Origin of the sequence: Cetobacterium sp. 2A, from assembly GCF_014250685.1 — a bacterium.
Classification (GTDB): Bacteria; Fusobacteriota; Fusobacteriia; order Fusobacteriales; family Fusobacteriaceae; genus Cetobacterium.
On the sequence record NZ_JACFAJ010000006.1, the window covers coordinates 1,261,469 to 1,279,249 of the forward strand.

Genomic DNA, 17,781 nt, shown 5'->3' on the forward strand with positions numbered 1-17,781 from the left:
TATTAATTATGAACTTTTTAAAAAGAGAATTAGCACCACTATCACAATCTGCATGGGATGCTATTGACGAGAGAGCTAAAAGAGTGTTAAATTCAATTTTATCTGTTAGAAAATTTGCAAGATATAATGGTGCTAAAGGATATGACTATAAAGCGATTCCGACAGGAAGACTGTCTGTTAATAAATCTAGTGATGTTCATTATGGTGTTAATTTGATGCTTCCTTTAATAGAGGAGAGAGTAAATTTTGTTGTAAATAGATGGGAAATGGATAATATTAGTAGAGGTGCTCAAGATATTGATTTTAAATCTTTGGAAGATGCTCTTTATAAAACTGTATCTTTTGCTGAAAAATCAGTCTACAATGGATTGGATGATGCATGTATAGTTGGTCTTATAAATTCATCAACTCACGATCATTTAATTTTAGGTGAAACTGCCGAAGAGGTTTTAAGAAATATAGCTGGAGGAATGTTTAAGCTTAAAGATTCTTACAGTGGAAATCGTTCTTTCGCTTTAGTTGTAAGTGAGGACATATATACAAAACTTAATTCTATGGGTCAAGGATATGATTTTATAAATAAAATAAAAGAGATACTAGATGGCGGTAAAATTATTTCTAGTAAGTTTTTAGATAGAGCAATATTAGTTCCGTTCGATAGTGAAGATATAGAATTAACAATCGGACAAGATTATTCAATAGGATATCAAGAGCATACAGAAACAGATATTAAATTATTTGTTACTTTAACTTTCACTTTTAGAGTAACTGATCCAACATTGGTTGTAGTATACGATAAATAATGTTAAAAATAAAAAAGAGGTCTTTTATAATCAAAAGACCTCTTTTTCTTTCATATTTATATAAATTAGCTCAAATAATAAATATGCTTTAAATTTAAAAACAAACACTGCATATAAGGCTAATTATATGCAGTTTGATAGTTTGTATAAAAATTATTCTGAGTAATAATAACTTTTATTATCGTTTAATTTGATGTTTTAATGCATTTAAAAAGTATCATCTATGTTTGGCATAGGTATCTTTTCAAGCACTCTTTTTTCAATAATTGATTTTGCATTTATATAAACTTCGGTAACTTTTGTATCCGCATGTCCTAAGAAGTCTCTTATTTCAATTAAGTCTGCTCCATTTAAAGAAAGTTCAGTTGCAATTGCATGTCTCACATTATGAGGGCTAATATTTTTTCCAACAACTTTTCCCAGATCTTGAACTACGTTATAAAGAGCTCTATAAGATAGAGGTTTATTTTTTTCAAATGAACTTGGAAATAAAAATCTCTCCTCAAATTCACTTTCTTTTATAAGGTAAATATTTGAAATATAATTTTTATATTCCATTAATTTTTTAACTAAAAAATCATGAAGAGGTTTATACTGTTCTCTTCCACTTTTTGTTTTTTCTAATTTTAAAAAATATTCCCCGTCTCTTTTTAAAATATGTTTGAACTGTAAATCTAAAAGTTCCTGACTTCTCATCCCTGTATAGAAAAGTGTATAAAGTATTATTGTGTTTCTATACTCTTTTTCTCCAGTTACATCATATTTTTTTATTATCTCTTTTATATCTTCGAAAGATAGTTTTAAGATATTTTCTAAATCACGTGAAGTTTTAAAAAGTTGAATATACTTGAAAGGATTTTCATGTCCATTTTTTTCTAGTTCTCTATATAGAGATTTTAAAGCTGACAAAATTTTATTTATAGATGTCTTTTTTAAATTTCTTTCGTTTATAAGATGGGATAGATAATCTTCAACATCTCCCATTTCAATTCCAGTCATAAGTTGTATAAGTTCTTCTCCTTCTATAGGACTACTGCCATCATATACAAAATTTAAAAAATCTTTTAAATAAAAAAAATAATCTTTCAAAGTTTTAGAGGATCTATAAATTTCAAAAATACTTTTTCTCTCTTCTTTAACTTTCTTTTTCCTTCTACTTGGTACAATATTACCTTTTTCCTTTATAATGATATCCATAAAGCTCACATCCTAATTTTAGTCCTGTTATTTAATTTAAAGAAAATAAATGTCATCTTTATTTATTTCAATAACATCTCCTGGTTTCATATTATCTAAAGATAATTTACCAAACTTTATTCTCTTTAAATATGTAACTTTATTATTAACTGCTATTAACATTTTCTTAACTTGATGAAATTTCCCTTCCCTTATAGTTAAGTTTATTTCATTTGAAGATAGAGCTTCAACTTTTGCTGGCATAGTTATATGTCCACCTATATCTACTCCCTTCTCTAACTTTTGAATATCATCCGAAGAAATAGTTTCTTCCAATTTTGCATAATAAACTTTATCTACATGTTTTTTTGGAGAAGTGAGTTCATGAGCTAATTTTCCATCATTTGTGAAAAGAAGTAGTCCTTCTGTATCTTTATCTAATCTTCCAACAGGAAATAGATCTTTTTTTACTACCCATTCAGGAAGAAGCTCCATAACAGTAGAATCTTTTTTATCTTCTGTTGCTGTAACATATCCATCAATTTTATAAAGAACATAGTATCTAAATTCCTTATAAATCAAGTCTATGGAATTATATGTTACAGTATCTTTATCAGGATTTATATTCTCTTGAACATTTTTACATATTTTTTTATTTACACTTATTTGACCTCTACTAACTAGGTCTTTAACTTCTCTTCTACTTCCTATACCACATTCAACTAAAAATTTATCAAGTCTCAAATTAATTATCCTCCAATTTTCTCTTATACTATAATCTATCACAAACGACAGGACTTTTCAAATTATAATATTGGTGGTATAATTTAGTAAATAGAAAAATTTTTACGGGAGATGAAATGATAGATTTCAAAAAAATTGATGAAATGGTAGATTTTATAGAGCAAGGGACTCTTCCTGAAAATAAGACGTTTAACCAGTTTGCGGTTGAGTTTTATCTTTCTACTAAAACAATACCTCTTTCAAAATATTTAAAAACAAAGAATAGAACTTCTAAAGTTCCTAAAATAATGAATACTAAAAAAGCTGGAGAAGTAATATTTTATAGTGAAAAAGATGATGAAATAAAGGTATTTTTAAGTAGAAGAGGATTTAAAATAATTCCAGAACTTAATTATACTTCTGTTATGTTACTAAGAAAAGTAGACTTATTTGTAAACTGGCAAAAGTTAATCACTTATTTTGAAGGTGCTGCAACTGTTCAAGAAATTAATAATTCATTAAAACCTATGCTTTTACCTGGAGAAGTTGAGAAACTTGAAAAGTTTGTAAAAACTGAACTTAAAATAAATGATCAAGAATTCAATTGGCTTTTAGATAAGTTTATAAAAATAGAAAATAATAAATCAATTATTAAATCTTTAAAAAAACTAGCTAGATAACAAAAAAGGATGATAAATTTACTTATCATCCTTTTTTATATCTTCTACTTTGCTATATGTTCTCTATGAGGTTTTTGAGGAGGCATTTCTAAAGGTTTGGTTAATTCTTCTACGTGCTCCCATTTTTGAATCACTGTTGCTGCCTCATATACACTATTAAAAAATAATTGTAAACTTTCACTAGGATTTTTTTCTTCTAAAACATCCTTAAGTAGATATATAAAATATCCATTATAGTATGCTTTATCAGGTTTTATTTTCCAAGTTTTGTATTCGGGAGAGTTTTCAAATAAAAATCCATAAAAATATGGCTCTCCTATTGGATTATTTCCCAAACTAAATCCACACTCTACAAGCTCTGCGTCTACTCCATATCTAAATCCAACAGGGAAAGCTGGATTTAGCGGGTATTGTTTTCCAGAAAATCTAAGAGTACCCATATCTGCAGTTCCCCACCAAAAATCTATCCCACTTCTTTTTCCTCTAAAAGGTGCAGCATATTTATCTAGTTCTTGGTATGCAAACTTAACCATCTCAAACCATTTCTCTACACTTTTTTTATCATAAGATTTATGTTCTTCATCTAATTCAAATGGTGTTTTAAAATCCCATTCTTGGGGAATTGTATATATATCTGTTCTATGACCTAAGAACTCAAGTTGCGCCATAAATTTTTTATAAAACTGCGCAACTGAAACTCCATCCTCTAATGGAATTTCAACTTTCTTGCCAGATTCATCAGAGATGATAACTTTATGATCTACAAAATTATAATCTATCATAAATAGTCCATTTTCTGAATTTATAGGTCCGGTTGTAAGTCCTGTAGGAGTAACCCTTAGTGCAACAGCCTCCCATTCAGGTTCTTGAGGTTTTCTTTCAAGCATAACTTTTCCAGCCATTTGTAAATACATACCTAATGTATCAACTGTAGGTTTCCAATCTGAATATTTTAAATTATCCATCATATCTTCTCATCTCCTTATATTATAAAAAAAGTTCTATGAAATAATCACAGAACTTTTTAAAGTAATTTATCTATTTTGTATCCACAAGTCTTGTCTCATTGTGAGTGTATCCTCTTGGAAGTTGATTATCTTTTTCTAAAGCTTTAGCTTCTTTAACCATATGAGCATCTAAATATTCTATAGCTGCTTTTAAATCTTTAAGCAATAGTGATATTTGCTCCATACTTTGGTCTGCTCTTACAACAACTCTCATAACTATGACATCTTCAAAGTTTTTAGGTAATGGATATGCTGGTAATTGCCAACCATTATATCTGATTCTATCAGATAAATCATATTCATCCCAAATTTTGTTGACACCCTCTTTCATTTTCCAACATATAATAGGAATATTTTTTCCATCATTTAATATTTCAAATATACCCAGTTCTTTCAATCCTTCAACAAGTGCTAGTCCACAATCTCTTGATCTTTCATGAATTGCCTTGTATCCTTCATAACCCCATCTTACAAAGTTATAATATTGAGCCCAAATTTGACTTCCTGGACGTGAGAAGTTAATTTGGAATGTAGGAGTAAATGCACCAAGATAAGAAACTTTGAATAATAACTCATTAGGTAAATACTCATCATCTCTCCATAGTACCCAACCAATACCTGGATATACTAAACCAAATTTATGTCCTGAAGTACTGATTGAAACAACATTATTTAATCTAAAGTCCCATACAAGTTCAGGATTTACAAATGGTAGATATAATCCTCCAGATGCAGCATCTACGTGAATTGGAACACTTAGTTTTGCAGTTTCATTGTATTTGTTTAATTTTTCATTTAAAAGAACTATATCATCAAATGTACCAGTATAAGTTATACCCATAATTGGAACTATTCCTATTGTATAGTCATCGCATGCAGCTATTGCAGCGTCTGGATCCATTCTTAAATTATTCATATCTGTCATTGGAACTTGTCTTAATTCCACATCCCAGTACACACAGAATTTTTCCCAAACAACTTGAAATCCTGAACTAACAACAAGATTTGGTTTTTTAGCTGTTATATCTATACCTAAAGCTTCTGCTCTTTTTCTCCATCTAAATTTCATAGCCATTCCACCAAGCATACATGCTTCAGAAGAACCAACTGTAGACGTTCCCATATAATTTTCATCATCAGGAACATTCCATAAATCAGCAATTATACTTACACATCTTCTTTCAACTTCAGTAGTTTGAGGATATTCAGCCTTATCTATCGCATTCGTGGCCATAGTATCTATCATAACTTGTGTAGCTTCAGGTTCCATATAGGTTTGTACAAAAGTCGCTAGATTGTATCTTGGATTACCGTCATGCATCATTTCATCTGCTACCATTCTATAAGCTATGGCTGGATCGATAGCTGTATTATTAATAGTTTCTCTTGGTAAAACTTCATCACTTTCAACACTTCCGAATAAAGGTGTAGTTGATGAATCTGGTGCAAAAACATATTTTCTTTTTTCTCTTTCAACGTCGTTTCTAGAATGCATTTTGTTACCTCCTCAAAGTCTATATAAGTTAAGTAAATATTTTATTTCACTATCTTTATTCTCAAGACTTTGAAAAAATCCTTCTATATTTTTTACTTCTAGTTATAATTTTTATAAAAACTATATAATTATTGGATTAAATTTTTTTATAGTAGAAATAGGATCTTCTCCAGACTCTATTACCTTTAAAATATCCATTATATTATCAAAAGGGACATCATGACACATATAAATCAAAGAACTCTTTAACTCTACCAATAGAGTTTCGTCTTCTTTGTAGTAGTAAATATTTTCTACAGGACTTTTATCAATTTTTCTAAAATTTAATTTTATCATATTATCCAGTTCCCCCAATCAGTTTATATACTTGGAGTTTACATTAATAAAAAATAATTCTCAATATAAAAATTTTTATATTTTTTTATAAAAAATAATATACTAATGAGAAATATCATATATTTTTTTAATGATTATATTGATATATAATAGAAAAAGGATAATTAAAAATATATAAGTATGAGATATATATAAAATAACTAGGAGAGAATAAATGAATGAAAAACTTTTTTATTTAAAATGTACTTTTGTTGGAATTTTAACGGGAATAATCGTTATAACATACAGAGTTTTATTGGACAAAATAAATTTATGGAGAAAAGATTTTTTTCAAAATCTAAAATTAGATATCACTTTTTACGATATGTTAGGAATAGTGATTTTTATAATTTTAAGTTCTTGTTTTCTTGGATACATAACTAAAAAATATCCTATGACTAGAGGAGGGGGAGTAGGATTTGTTAAGGCAGATGTTGAAGATAATATAGATTTTAGCTCTTCAAATAAAGTTGTACTTAGAGATATTTTATATAGATTAATTGGAGCCGTTACTGCTCTCTCCTCTGGGTTATCATTTGGTATAGAAGGTCCAGCAATAGAACTTGGAGCAGAAACTGGACAAGCTATAGGAAATGCTAGCAACTCTCAAGAAAAAGAAAAAAAATATTTAGTCACTTCTGGAGCTGCAGCTGGATTATCTGCTGCATTTAATGCACCTCTTACTGGTATGATTTTTGCACTCGAACAAATTATGAATAATATTTCAACTCCACATATTATGGCAATTTTTATATCCACAACAATTGTTAGTGGGATGACGTATAAAGTTTTCGGATTAAGACCATTCTTTGATTTTCAGTTATTGGATGTAATAAGACTTCAAGATTATTATGTTATCGTTATATTTTCTCTTATTACTACAATCATGGGGAAATGTTATTTTAAATTAGCTTCTTTTTTTGAAAATATGAACAAAAGAATAAAACTACCAGATATTATAAAGCCAATAGTTCCAATAACAATAGCAATATTTGTAAGTTACTATTTTTTCTATCTAACTGGTGAAGGTTATATTATAGCTAATAAGATTATATTTAACGATTTTTCATTAAGTTATTTGGTAGTTATTTTAGTTGCAAAATTAATATACTTTGTCTACTCATCTTCTACATTCATTCCGGGTGGAAGCTTCGTTCCTCTTATTAGTATAGGAGCAATTTTAGGTAAAATATACGGACTTGTAATCGTTAAATTTTTTAATTTTCCAAATGAATATATAATTTGTTTTATAGTTTTAGGAATGAGTTTACTTATGACGTCTATTTTCAGGGCTCCTATTACGAGTGTTGTACTTATCGTTGAAATTACTGGAGCAACTAACTTATTTTATCCTCTAGCTATTGGAACAATTTTTGTTATGCTTTTTTCTTCAATTTTAAAAATGAATCCACTTTATGATTCCGCTTTAAAGAAATATATAGGAAGTATTCACAATTTAAAAAGGAAAGATTAAATTTCCTTGTAATATTAGTTCATGAAATAAATATCACACGGAGGTAGTACCATGGACAACAGATTTGACTTTTTAGACTTGAATAACTCTTTAAAAACATTGTGGAAATATTATTTAGTTTTAGGGATTGTATTTGTAATATTAGGAGGATTATCATTATTTAATCCAAATATATTCGCTATGTCGATAGTATACGTTATTGGATGGCTTTTAATGTTTGTAGGAATAGGGAATATATTCTATGCTTACTCTTCTAGAAACAATCCAAATGCACACTGGGGAATACTTATATTTGAAGGAATCCTTGAGATAATATCAGCAGTTTTAGTTATTATCAATCCTTTTTATAGTTTATTCTTCTTAGTAATTTACTTAGGTGTATTTTTAATATTTAGAGGATTCATGCTTATATTTTCAAGAGGTTCATCTGATATTGAAACTCCTTATTTAAGTAGTATCAAATCTATGATTACTTTAAATGGTATTCTGGATATAATATTTGGAGTTTTAGCTTTATTAACTCCATTCTTCGTTGAATCTGTATTAATATATACTTTAGCTTTCTATATACTGTTTGCAGGAATTTTATTGATAGTTTATGCATTCCAAATAGACAAAGCATATAGACACTCAAAAAATTAAAGAATACAGTAAGGATAGGTGCATTCAGTGGAAGAAAAAAATGGATTAAAGCAATTTTTTGAATTTATAAAGATAATAATTGAATTTATAATATTTCTTGGAGCTATTTTCTTCATCCATAAAGAAATAGGTAGATATTCTTTAGGTGAGTTACAATACTCATTTAAAGCAATTTCTTTTTTTAGAATTTTTCTCATAATATGTTTTGTATTACTGGATTATTTAGTCTTAAGTGGATTTGACATATTAGCTTTTAAAAAAGATAAATATAGCTTTTCCAAAATAAAAATAATGTTTACTTCATTTATAAGTTTTGGACTTTCTAACTCTATTGGATTTTCTGGGTTTACAGCTTCTGGAGTTAGATTAAATCTATATTCTCTTTGGGATATACCATACAAAACCATAATTAATGTAATAATATTTTGTTATTCAACATATTGGCTTGGTCTACTTTGGTTAGGAGGAGGGTTATTAACTCTTCTTCCTGTCAATTTAACAGTGTTGAAACTACCTTTTCATATCCCAATAAAAAATACAGTTTCTATTGGAATATTTCTTCTTATAGGAGCTATTATATTTACTTTGGTAGTTTTAAAAAAGTATAGTGAGAGTTTAGAAATCTATCTATATAGACTCACCTTAGCTATAGCAGATTGGATCTCAATAAGTTTAATTTTATATTTAGCTCTTCCAGATAGTTTACATATAAGTTTTATGTTCTTTTTCCCAATTTTTGTAACTGCTCAAATTTTGGGTGTAGTAAGTAATGTACCTGGAGGTTTAGGAGTATTTGATTTAACTTTTATAGCTTTAATCGGATCTAATTATCCAGTTAATAAAATTATAGGAGCTATTTTAATCTATAGATTAGCATATTTCTTCATTCCACTGCTTCTTGCTTTATTAGGATTTATATTGTGTAATATAATTTTTGGAAAAAATAAACTAAAAGATTTTGATTCTAATGTAGGTAGATATATATTTTCTCTTTTTCCAAAATTGCTTGCTTTACTTATATTTATAAGTGGTGCTTTTTTAATTTTTTCAGGCTCTATCCCTGCTAAAATACAGGCTATAAATTCAGTTCAAGAATATTTTCCAATTGTGACAATACAGTTTTCTCATTTTATAGGTAGTATTGTTGGAGCTGGACTTTTAATTTTATCATATGGATTGAGCAAAAGAATTGACATCTCTTATTACTTAACTTTAATCTTTTTAGCTTTAGGAATTGTAGTATCCTTAATAAAGGATTTAGATACTAATTCAGCTATTGGATTAGGAGTTATATTCCTTATTATTCTTCCATGCAAAAGTTATTTTTATAGGAAATCATCTATTTTAAGAGAGAAATTTTCCATTAAGTGGATTATGCTTGTAATTTCAACAATTGTTTTAGGAATATATATTGGATTGTTTTCTCATAAAAATGCACTTTTTGTATATGATACCTTTTGGAGATTTAACATTTATGATGAAACTCCAAAATTTGCAAGAGGAATTTTAGGAGCTATTTTAGTATTTTGTTGTTTTTTTCTTGTAAAATTTATTTTTAAAGAACCGAATAATGAAATTCTTACTCCTGAAGATTTTGAAACTAATCTTAGAAATTGTATAGAAAAGTCAAGTAATACAACTGGATATCTTGCTCTTTTAAAAGATAAGCAAATTATTTTTGATCCAGATAAAAAATCTTTTATTATGTTTGGAAGAAGTGGAGACTCTTTAATCTCTATGGGCGAACCCATAGGAGATGAAGAATCATTCGGAGAGACTATATGGACATTTTATAATTATTGTAAAGAACAGCATAAAAATATTGTTTTTTATGAAATTGGAAATAAAAATCTAGATTTTTATTTAGATATTGGTTTAAGTTTTTTAAAAATAGGAGAATATGCTGTTGTAAACTTATCAACATTCACACTAGAAGGTAGTGAGATGAGAAAACTTAGATATACATATAGTAAGTTTACAAAAGATGGATATGTTTTAGAAATTATCCCAAAAGAAAAAGTTTCAGAAATTTTAAACGAATTAAAAGAAATATCTGACGAATGGTTAGATGATAAGAATTCTAAAGAAAAAGGATTTTCTTTAGGTAAATTTTCAAATCCTTATCTTTTAAATTTTCCGGTTGCTGTAGTTAAAAAAGATAATAAAATTTTAGCATTTTCAAATTTGCTAACTACACAAAATAAAGAAGAATTTACAATAGATTTAATGAGATATACAAAAGAAGCTCCTAATGGAATAATGGAATATTGTTTCATATGTATTATGCTTTATGCGAAAGAGGAGGGATTTAAGAGGTTTACTTTAGGAATGGCGCCTCTTTCTGGAATTGATAGTGATTCAGCTTCATTCTGGAACAAAGTCGAGAATATGGTATTTACGCACGGAGAATATTTTTATAACTTTAAAGGATTAAGAGCATTTAAAGATAAATTTAAGCCAGAGTGGGAACCACGCTATATAGCGTATTCAAATCCATTTTCTCTTCCGAAAGTTTTAAGGGATACAACTCTTTTGATTTCTGGTGGAGTTAAAGGATTAGTTTCTAAAAAATAAAAAAGATTGGGGCGAAATTCTTGCCCCAATCTTTTTTTAATAGTTCTCATAATGAACTTTAGAAAAATCCATATCCGATTCTGAATGACTAGGTTTAATTTCATCAGAATATCCTATTGAAATTATAGCTAAAACTCTTAAATATCCAGGGATTCCTAAAAGATTTCTTATGTATTCTTCCGAATCAGTTCCAGCAGATGTCTTTCTTTCCTTAATCTGTACCCAACAAGAACCCAATCCTAAATCAAATGCCTTTAATTGTATCATTGTACATGCGATTGAGCAATCTTCAACCCAAGTAGTTGAATTTTCATTACCTAAAACTACTATTGATAACGGAGATCCATCTATAAGTGTTGCTCCCATTTGTTTTGAATGAGATAATTTTTTTAGAGTTGCTTCATCTTCAACAACCAAAAATTCATATGGCTTAGTATTTTTACCACTTGGTGAAACTAGTGCCGTTCTTAAAATTTCATGAATTTTAATTTTTTCCACCTTTTTATCTTGATATCTTCTGACTGTTCTTCTGTTTAAAAAATCCATAACTTCTCACCCCGTATTTTATTTTATAAGACCGTACAACATTTCGATCTCTTCTTTCCAAATTGTATCATCTATAGTTTCTAAAATAATAGGAATATTATCAAATCTTGAATCATTCATAATTCTTTCAAAGAAGTCCATCCCCATTACTCCTTTACCAATGCTGTCATGTCTATCCTTTTTAGTTCCAGTATCAAATTTCGAATCATTTAAATGGACTCCTTTTAAATATTTAAATCCAATTTTCTTTTCAAATTCATCCATAGTTTTATTATATCCAGCTTCATCTTTTAGCTCGTATCCAGCAGTTAGTGTATGGCAAGTATCAATACAAACTCCTATACGCGATTTATCCTCTATCATTTCTATTATTTTTCCTAAGTGATCAAATGTATATCCCATATTTGAGCCTTGACCTGCTGTATTTTCCATAACTATTATGACGTTTGGAATAGCTTTATGAGCAGCATTAATTGATTCAGCTATATATCCTAGACATTCTTCTTCACTAATTTCTTTTAGATGACTTCCTGGATGCATATTTAAATATATTAAACCGAGTCTATTAACTCTATCCATCTCATCAATAAATGCATTTAACGATTTTTCTCTTTTTTCAGGATCAGGACTTCCTAGGTTTATAAGGTAACCATCATGTGGAAGTACCTGTTCTGGTGTATAACCATTTTCAGCCATCGCAGCTTTAAATTCAATAATTTCTTTTTCTGTAAGTGGTTTAGAGTCCCATCTTCTTTGATTTTTCACAAACATTCCAAATGCTTTTGCGCCTATTTTTTTAGCGTTCACTGGAGTCGCTTGTGGCCCACCAGTTGCTGAAACATGCGCTCCTATAAATTTATTTATTTTTTTATTCATAATTTTTCCTCCAAATCTACGAAGTGTACTTGTATAGTATATATTAAAAAGAGGAGAGATTCAATCCCTCCTCTAAATACTCTTACTATATTAAATGACTTTTAGCCAAATATTGATTATCGTTTCCATGTATATACATAACCGATCCATCTTTTATAACATTTATAACTTCTTTGCTTATATTAGTTGGAAGTGCTGGGCATCCAAGACTTCTCCCTAATCTTCCAAGACCTGAAATAGCAGAAGGATTTGCATAATTTGCACCATGTACAACAATAGCTCTTTCTTTTGCCTTATCGTTTATTCCTTCTTCTAATCCATCTAATCTAAGAGAATATCCATTTTTCCCGAAATATGTATTTTCTGTCAAGAAAAATCCTAAAGAACTTTTATTTGATCCATTTTGATTAGAAAAAGAAGTAGCCATATTTCCACCACTGTTTTTACCGTGAGAAACAACTGATTTATACAGCATGTGTTTTTCTTTTAAATCTAGCACATAAAATCTTTCTTTAGTTGATGGTTTAGTAAAATCTATAATTGTAACAATTTCTTTTTTTCTATCTTTTATTTTATAAAATCCTTCAAGTGCGGATTTAAACACATCATAGTTCACAACATTTTCAAGGTTCATTTCCTTGTATAAACTGTCTATTTTTTTATCTTCAGAAAAAGAACTACTGAATATTCCCAGGAAAGCTAAAGCAAATAATACAAATTTAAATCTTTTCATAATCACCTCTAGTTTTTTAGTTTTAGAACAAAAATAAAAATTAACTAAGATAATTCTATAACAAATTTCAAATTTTGTCAAATTTTTGTTCTATTACTACTATTAATTGGGCGATTATAGAGTTACAATATACTATAAAAACTTTTGGAGGAGAGATTTATGATTAAGAGTATTCGGTACATTATACAAAGTTATATCGAGGCTTTTTCAATAATTGAAAAAGGCAATTTGAAAAAGTTTTATTTTTTACCAGGCTTAATTAGTATTGCACTTTTTATTTTACTTTATTATTTTAGTAGTTATATATCATTCAGTCTTTTTAATCAAATTGAAAGAATTGTAAATATTAAACAATATTCAAATTTAGCGCTTCTTGTTTTAAAACTTTTAGTACTTGTAATAGGATTCTTGGTATACTTTTTAATTTATAAGAGCCTTTTACTTATAATATTATCCCCATTTTTAAGTTATATCTCTGAAAGAACTGAATCTACATTAACTGGAGTTAGTTTTAAATTTTCTTTAAAGGAGAATATTAAATTTGTCTTTAGAGGAATTTTGCTTTCGAGTAGATATTTCGCTATCGAAATACTTGGAACTATTTTTATCTTATTATTAGGATTTATTCCGGTAGTAAATCTATTTGCTCCACTACTACTTTTACTTTTACAAGGATATTTCTCAGGAGCGTCTTTTGCCGATTATACTTTAGAAAGAAAGGGAATGTCTCACAAAGATTCTTCAAATTTCTCAAAGAAACATTTTACATTTTCTTTAATCAATGGGATTATTTTTTTATTTTTATTTTTAATACCAATTATAGGTATTTTTATCGCTCCTCTATTAACTTGTGTGGCTACTACTATTGGAACCTTGAAACTTTTAGATAATAAATAATATTTATTTCTTGATTTTGAAATAACTTTCCTTTATTATATGTATAGTTAAATTGTATACATTGAGAGGAGAGATAAATTTTATGATTAAAAAAATAGGTATTTTTTATGGAAGTACAAGAGGAAAAACAGAGTATATAGCTGCTATTTTAAAGAATAAATTAAAAGACAATCCAGAAATTTTTGATGTATCTAACGGAATTGAAAAAATTAAGGATTTTGATATTTTAATTTTTCTTGCTCCTACATATGGAGCTGGTCAGTTACAGGAAGATTGGATGAGAGTAATGGACGATTTGAAGAATACCGATTTTTCTAATAAAAAAGTTGGATTAATCGGAAGAGGTAATCAAGGATTTTTTGCAGCCACTTTTATAGATGCTATCAGAGATCTTTATGATATTATTATTGAAAATAATGGAGAGGTTATAGGTTCTACATCTTTAGAAGGGTATTCTTTTGAAAAAAGTAAATCTGTTATTAATAATAAATTCATTGGACTAGCACTTGACGAAATGTTTATGATGGATGAAATTAATGAAAAATTGGATAATTGGATTAAAAATTTAGGCAACTAAGAAATTTCTTAGTTGCCTTTTTTTATCTTGATATTACTACTCTTTTAGTAATTACATTTACCATTTTCCCCATTATAAATGGACATATAATTGCTGTTAAAGCGGCATTAATTCCAAAAACTAATGCAGAACTTCCAACTACAAGAGAATCTATTATGAACATACAAGTTCCCACAGGAACTAGCGTGTATTTATTCATTACCTGAGCGATTATAACGCTTCCACCTGTATTACTTCCAGCAGCGACTGCAAAACCTACTCCAGCCCCTATAAGGACTCCAGAAAAGATTGCTCCTATCAGTATATTAGACTCTGAATATGAAGTTATACTTGGAAAAACTAAGAACTTTTCAATCATTCTTGTATAGAATGGAAATAAAAAAATTCCATATAAACATTTTATTGCATATTCTTTTCCTATTGTTAATGCACCAATAATAAAGATTGGTATATTAAATACCAACATAATTGTACCTACAGGATAATTAATTACATAATGAAGTATCGTAGAAAGACCAGTTATTCCGCCAGCTGCAAGTTTAGCAGGAACCATAAAATTAACTATTCCAAATGCACAAATAAAAAAACCAAAATTAATAATTAGAAACTCTTTAAAAAATGTTTTGTAAATCATGATACCCCCTGGTATTTGTATTATTTTTTTGAACACACAAGTGGTATTGTACCCTATTTTCAACATTTTTTCAACAAAAGTATTATTTATTTTATTACTTAATTAGTAGTAATTCTTTTAAATCTTTCATATTATTACGACTTACTGGAATTTTGAAACTTAAGTCCATAATTTTAAGTATATACGTCGTATTAAACCACGGTTCTATCTCTATTATCTTATCTAAGTTTATTATGTATGAACGATGAGTTCTAAAAAAATATTCATCTGGAAGTATTTCTTCAAACTTCGAAATCTTAATCTTAGAAGAATAAATTCTATTTTTTGTATGAATTAAGGTTTCTTTTTCCGATGCTTCTATGTAATAAATTTCTTGAATAGATATTACATACATTTTATCCTCTGATGTAACTGTAATTTTATTAACTTTAGATACAGTTTTTATTTGCTCTACTTGTTTTTGATCCACTAGCGAATTTAAAACCTCTAATATTCTATCTTCTGAATATGGTTTTAAAAGATAATCAAAAGCTTTAATTTCAAATGCATCTACAGCATAATCTTTGTAGGCTGTTATAAATACAAGTTTTATTTCTTCATCTAGTTTATACAATATTTTTCCAAGGCTCATTCCATCTAATTCTGGCATGTTTATATCTAAAAATACTACATCAACTTTATGATCTTGAATATATTTTAAAGCATCTAAAGGATTTTCAAATTCCCCGTCAATATCTAGCCCTTTATGATTTTTTATAAAATATTTAAGTTCCTCTCTTGCTGGAAACTCATCTTCCACTATCAAGCACTTTAACATTTATCCCCTCCCATTTTATTCTACGTAGAAAGAAATTTTAGTTCCTTTTTCAAGTTGTTCAATTTTTAATCCTTCTCCATAAATAAGTTTGATTCTATTATGTACATTTTTTAATCCTATACTTTTATCAATTTCTTGATCTATAGAATTTATGATTTCTTTTTTTATCCCTACACCGTTATCTTCAATAGAAATAATACATCCCTTGTCATATTTTATGGCATCTATATTTATAATTCCTTGTTCTCTTTGTTTTAATATTCCATGTTTAATACTATTTTCAACTAAAGGTTGGATTATTAAACTAGGAATTTTTATTTCATTAACTTCCTGATCAATATTATAATTTACTTTTATTTTATCTTGAAATCTAGCTTGTTCAATATTAACATATGCTTTAACTTGTTCTAGTTCTTTATCCAAAGTCACAAATCTAGATGGATTATCTAAGTTATAACGAAGATAAGTCGATAAATCTATTATTATATTTCTGGCTTTAGCTGGATTTATCCTAACAAATGATGCAGTTGCATGAAGAGCATTAAATAAGAAATGAGGATTTATCTGAGTTTGTAAAGCTTTTAGTTCAGCATCTCGTGCCATCATTTTTAGATTTTCCATTTTACTTATTTCTAGCTGAGTTGAAATCAGTTGAGATAACCCTATCGCTAGATATCTATTTCTAGCAGTTATACTTTTATCTTTATCAAAATAAATCTTTAAAGTTCCCGATACTTTTTCTCCTTCAAATAGTGGAGATATGATACAAGATTTAATTTTCATGTTATGGTGGGAAAAATCTATTATATCACCATTTCGATCTGAAGTAAGAACTTCTCCAGTTATTAAAACTTTTTTTGTAGCTTCACTTTGAATTTGAGAATCATATATCTCAAAATCTCCAGAATTTTTCCTATAAGCTATAATCTCTTTTCTATCGGTTATAACAACTGCCTGTGCATTTAAAGATTCTAAAATTATTCCACATACATCACCAAGGCATTCCCCTTTTCGAAAATAGGGTAATGTTTTATTGGCGATTTCTAATGCCAATTTAGCTTGTGTTCCTGCTATCCTCTCTTTCTCTTCTAAAATTCCTTCGATTATAATTATAACAATTGAAACTCCAAACGCATTTATTAAAAGCATCGGGATGTAAATGTCCTGTACAATTTCCTTTGCCAGTTCAAAATTTTCAGAAAACATTAAAATTAAAATCATACTCAAACTTTCTATGATTACTCCACAAATAAAACCCAGAAAATAACGATTATTTACATTGGATTTCCTGTAGACAATACCAGTAATTATTCCACCTAATATAGTAGATATAGCACATGGAATTGCGGTTACCCCGTCCAAATCTACAAAGAATCGATGTATCCCGGCTATAAGGCCTGTTATGATTGCTACTTTAGGTCCTATGAGTATTCCACCAACAACAACACCTATGTTACGTGTGTTGGCGATAGCACCCTTATAATTGACTCCTATATATGTTCCTAATATAGATAGTCCTGAAAAAAATATACAAAGAATTAGGATTTCTTTTTTTGTATATCTATCCTCAGAAAAGATTTTTTTTGTGCTTTTAAATTTTGTGAATAAAAAAGCAATTGCAATGATATACCCTAAAGTATTAAATAAACGACTTGTTAAATCTAGCAAAAAATCACCTCAAAAAATAATAATTTAATTATAACATAAATATTATGAAATAAAAATAAACTATTCATACTCTTAAAAATGTAT

Annotated in this window: 18 protein-coding genes; 7 read left to right on the forward strand and 11 right to left on the reverse strand. The window is 28.1% G+C overall.

Annotated features, from left to right (window positions below):
* Positions 1–8: 8 nt before the first annotated feature.
* The gene (locus H3N56_RS09975) at positions 9–803 is read left to right on the forward strand and encodes a family 1 encapsulin nanocompartment shell protein (protein WP_185881033.1); all 795 of its coding nucleotides are present in this window, start codon (positions 9–11) and stop codon (positions 801–803) included.
* A gap of 207 nt (positions 804–1,010) precedes the next feature.
* Here H3N56_RS09975 and H3N56_RS09980 read toward each other — a convergent pair whose 3' ends face one another.
* Positions 1,011–2,000, reverse strand: coding sequence for a tyrosine-type recombinase/integrase (locus H3N56_RS09980; RefSeq protein ID WP_185881034.1), 990 nt, complete (start codon positions 1,998–2,000; stop codon positions 1,011–1,013).
* A gap of 36 nt (positions 2,001–2,036) precedes the next feature.
* Positions 2,037–2,723 carry a pseudouridine synthase gene (locus tag H3N56_RS09985; protein ID WP_185881035.1) on the reverse strand — a complete coding sequence of 229 codons (687 nt, stop codon included), beginning with the start codon at positions 2,721–2,723 and terminating at the stop codon, positions 2,037–2,039.
* A gap of 116 nt (positions 2,724–2,839) precedes the next feature.
* On the opposite strand from H3N56_RS09985, the gene H3N56_RS09990 reads away from it, so the two are divergent.
* Positions 2,840–3,382, forward strand: a complete 543-nt coding sequence (locus H3N56_RS09990; protein WP_185881036.1) for a hypothetical protein — start codon at positions 2,840–2,842, stop codon at positions 3,380–3,382.
* A 44-nt stretch (positions 3,383–3,426) separates the two neighbouring features.
* Here H3N56_RS09990 and H3N56_RS09995 read toward each other — a convergent pair whose 3' ends face one another.
* From H3N56_RS09995 to H3N56_RS10005, 3 genes are all read right to left on the reverse strand, one after another.
* A complete protein-coding gene (locus H3N56_RS09995; protein ID WP_185881037.1) occupies positions 3,427–4,350 on the reverse strand; it encodes a DUF5996 family protein in 924 nt (307 codons plus the stop codon).
* Positions 4,351–4,420: 70 nt separating this feature from the next.
* Positions 4,421–5,884 carry a glutamate decarboxylase gene (locus H3N56_RS10000; protein ID WP_185881038.1) on the reverse strand — a complete coding sequence of 488 codons (1,464 nt, stop codon included), beginning with the start codon at positions 5,882–5,884 and terminating at the stop codon, positions 4,421–4,423.
* 120 nt (positions 5,885–6,004) lie between these two features.
* The gene (locus H3N56_RS10005) at positions 6,005–6,220 is read right to left on the reverse strand and encodes a hypothetical protein (protein WP_185881039.1); all 216 of its coding nucleotides are present in this window, start codon (positions 6,218–6,220) and stop codon (positions 6,005–6,007) included.
* A gap of 214 nt (positions 6,221–6,434) precedes the next feature.
* Between H3N56_RS10005 and H3N56_RS10010 the strand changes: the two genes are divergently transcribed.
* The 3 genes from H3N56_RS10010 to mprF are packed head-to-tail and all read left to right on the forward strand — an operon-like array spanning position 6,435 to position 10,949.
* A complete protein-coding gene (locus tag H3N56_RS10010; protein WP_185881040.1) occupies positions 6,435–7,733 on the forward strand; it encodes a chloride channel protein in 1,299 nt (432 codons plus the stop codon).
* 51 nt (positions 7,734–7,784) lie between these two features.
* A complete protein-coding gene (locus tag H3N56_RS10015) occupies positions 7,785–8,375 on the forward strand; it encodes an HdeD family acid-resistance protein (RefSeq protein WP_185881041.1) in 591 nt (196 codons plus the stop codon).
* A gap of 27 nt (positions 8,376–8,402) precedes the next feature.
* On the forward strand, positions 8,403–10,949 hold the full coding sequence (mprF, locus tag H3N56_RS10020) for a bifunctional lysylphosphatidylglycerol flippase/synthetase MprF (RefSeq protein ID WP_185881042.1): 2,547 nt from the start codon (positions 8,403–8,405) through the stop codon (positions 10,947–10,949).
* A gap of 36 nt (positions 10,950–10,985) precedes the next feature.
* Here the strand turns inward: mprF and H3N56_RS10025 are convergent, their stop codons facing one another.
* From H3N56_RS10025 to H3N56_RS10035, 3 genes are all read right to left on the reverse strand, one after another.
* Positions 10,986–11,495: a nitroreductase family protein gene (locus tag H3N56_RS10025; RefSeq protein ID WP_185881043.1), complete on the reverse strand. Its 510-nt coding sequence runs from the start codon at positions 11,493–11,495 to the stop codon at positions 10,986–10,988.
* Between the two features lie 18 nt (positions 11,496–11,513).
* Entirely contained in the window at positions 11,514–12,371 is an 858-nt protein-coding gene (gene nfo, locus H3N56_RS10030) for a deoxyribonuclease IV (RefSeq protein ID WP_185881044.1), read from the reverse strand.
* 85 nt (positions 12,372–12,456) lie between these two features.
* Positions 12,457–13,104 carry a murein L,D-transpeptidase catalytic domain family protein gene (locus tag H3N56_RS10035; RefSeq protein WP_185881045.1) on the reverse strand — a complete coding sequence of 216 codons (648 nt, stop codon included), beginning with the start codon at positions 13,102–13,104 and terminating at the stop codon, positions 12,457–12,459.
* A 159-nt stretch (positions 13,105–13,263) separates the two neighbouring features.
* Between H3N56_RS10035 and H3N56_RS10040 the strand changes: the two genes are divergently transcribed.
* Entirely contained in the window at positions 13,264–14,001 is a 738-nt protein-coding gene (locus H3N56_RS10040) for an EI24 domain-containing protein (protein WP_185881046.1), read from the forward strand.
* Between the two features lie 82 nt (positions 14,002–14,083).
* Complete coding sequence (locus H3N56_RS10045; protein WP_185881047.1) at positions 14,084–14,578, forward strand: flavodoxin; 495 nt, start codon at positions 14,084–14,086, stop codon at positions 14,576–14,578.
* 22 nt (positions 14,579–14,600) lie between these two features.
* On the opposite strand, the gene H3N56_RS10050 is transcribed toward H3N56_RS10045, so the two are convergent.
* The 3 genes from H3N56_RS10050 to H3N56_RS10060 form a co-directional block, all read right to left on the reverse strand.
* The gene (locus tag H3N56_RS10050; RefSeq protein ID WP_185881048.1) at positions 14,601–15,212 is read right to left on the reverse strand and encodes a YitT family protein; all 612 of its coding nucleotides are present in this window, start codon (positions 15,210–15,212) and stop codon (positions 14,601–14,603) included.
* Between the two features lie 94 nt (positions 15,213–15,306).
* Entirely contained in the window at positions 15,307–16,029 is a 723-nt protein-coding gene (locus H3N56_RS10055) for a LytTR family DNA-binding domain-containing protein (RefSeq protein ID WP_185881049.1), read from the reverse strand.
* 15 nt (positions 16,030–16,044) lie between these two features.
* On the reverse strand, positions 16,045–17,697 hold the full coding sequence (locus H3N56_RS10060; protein ID WP_185881050.1) for a sensor histidine kinase: 1,653 nt from the start codon (positions 17,695–17,697) through the stop codon (positions 16,045–16,047).
* Positions 17,698–17,781 lie beyond the last annotated feature (84 nt).

Coding starts and splice junctions, on each gene's coding strand:
- H3N56_RS10025 (WP_185881043.1), bottom strand. CDS start 11,495: ATGGATTTTTTAAACAGAAGAACAGTCAGAAGATATCAAGATAAAAAG.
- H3N56_RS10015 (WP_185881041.1), top strand. CDS start 7,785: ATGGACAACAGATTTGACTTTTTAGACTTGAATAACTCTTTAAAAACA.
- H3N56_RS10035 (WP_185881045.1), bottom strand. CDS start 13,104: ATGAAAAGATTTAAATTTGTATTATTTGCTTTAGCTTTCCTGGGAATA.
- H3N56_RS09990 (WP_185881036.1), top strand. CDS start 2,840: ATGATAGATTTCAAAAAAATTGATGAAATGGTAGATTTTATAGAGCAA.
- H3N56_RS10055 (WP_185881049.1), bottom strand. CDS start 16,029: ATGTTAAAGTGCTTGATAGTGGAAGATGAGTTTCCAGCAAGAGAGGAA.
- H3N56_RS09975 (WP_185881033.1), top strand. CDS start 9: ATGAACTTTTTAAAAAGAGAATTAGCACCACTATCACAATCTGCATGG.
- nfo (WP_185881044.1), bottom strand. CDS start 12,371: ATGAATAAAAAAATAAATAAATTTATAGGAGCGCATGTTTCAGCAACT.
- H3N56_RS10045 (WP_185881047.1), top strand. CDS start 14,084: ATGATTAAAAAAATAGGTATTTTTTATGGAAGTACAAGAGGAAAAACA.
- H3N56_RS09980 (WP_185881034.1), bottom strand. CDS start 2,000: ATGGATATCATTATAAAGGAAAAAGGTAATATTGTACCAAGTAGAAGG.
- H3N56_RS10010 (WP_185881040.1), top strand. CDS start 6,435: ATGAATGAAAAACTTTTTTATTTAAAATGTACTTTTGTTGGAATTTTA.
- H3N56_RS09995 (WP_185881037.1), bottom strand. CDS start 4,350: ATGATGGATAATTTAAAATATTCAGATTGGAAACCTACAGTTGATACA.
- H3N56_RS10040 (WP_185881046.1), top strand. CDS start 13,264: ATGATTAAGAGTATTCGGTACATTATACAAAGTTATATCGAGGCTTTT.
- H3N56_RS10050 (WP_185881048.1), bottom strand. CDS start 15,212: ATGATTTACAAAACATTTTTTAAAGAGTTTCTAATTATTAATTTTGGT.
- H3N56_RS10005 (WP_185881039.1), bottom strand. CDS start 6,220: ATGATAAAATTAAATTTTAGAAAAATTGATAAAAGTCCTGTAGAAAAT.
- H3N56_RS10000 (WP_185881038.1), bottom strand. CDS start 5,884: ATGCATTCTAGAAACGACGTTGAAAGAGAAAAAAGAAAATATGTTTTT.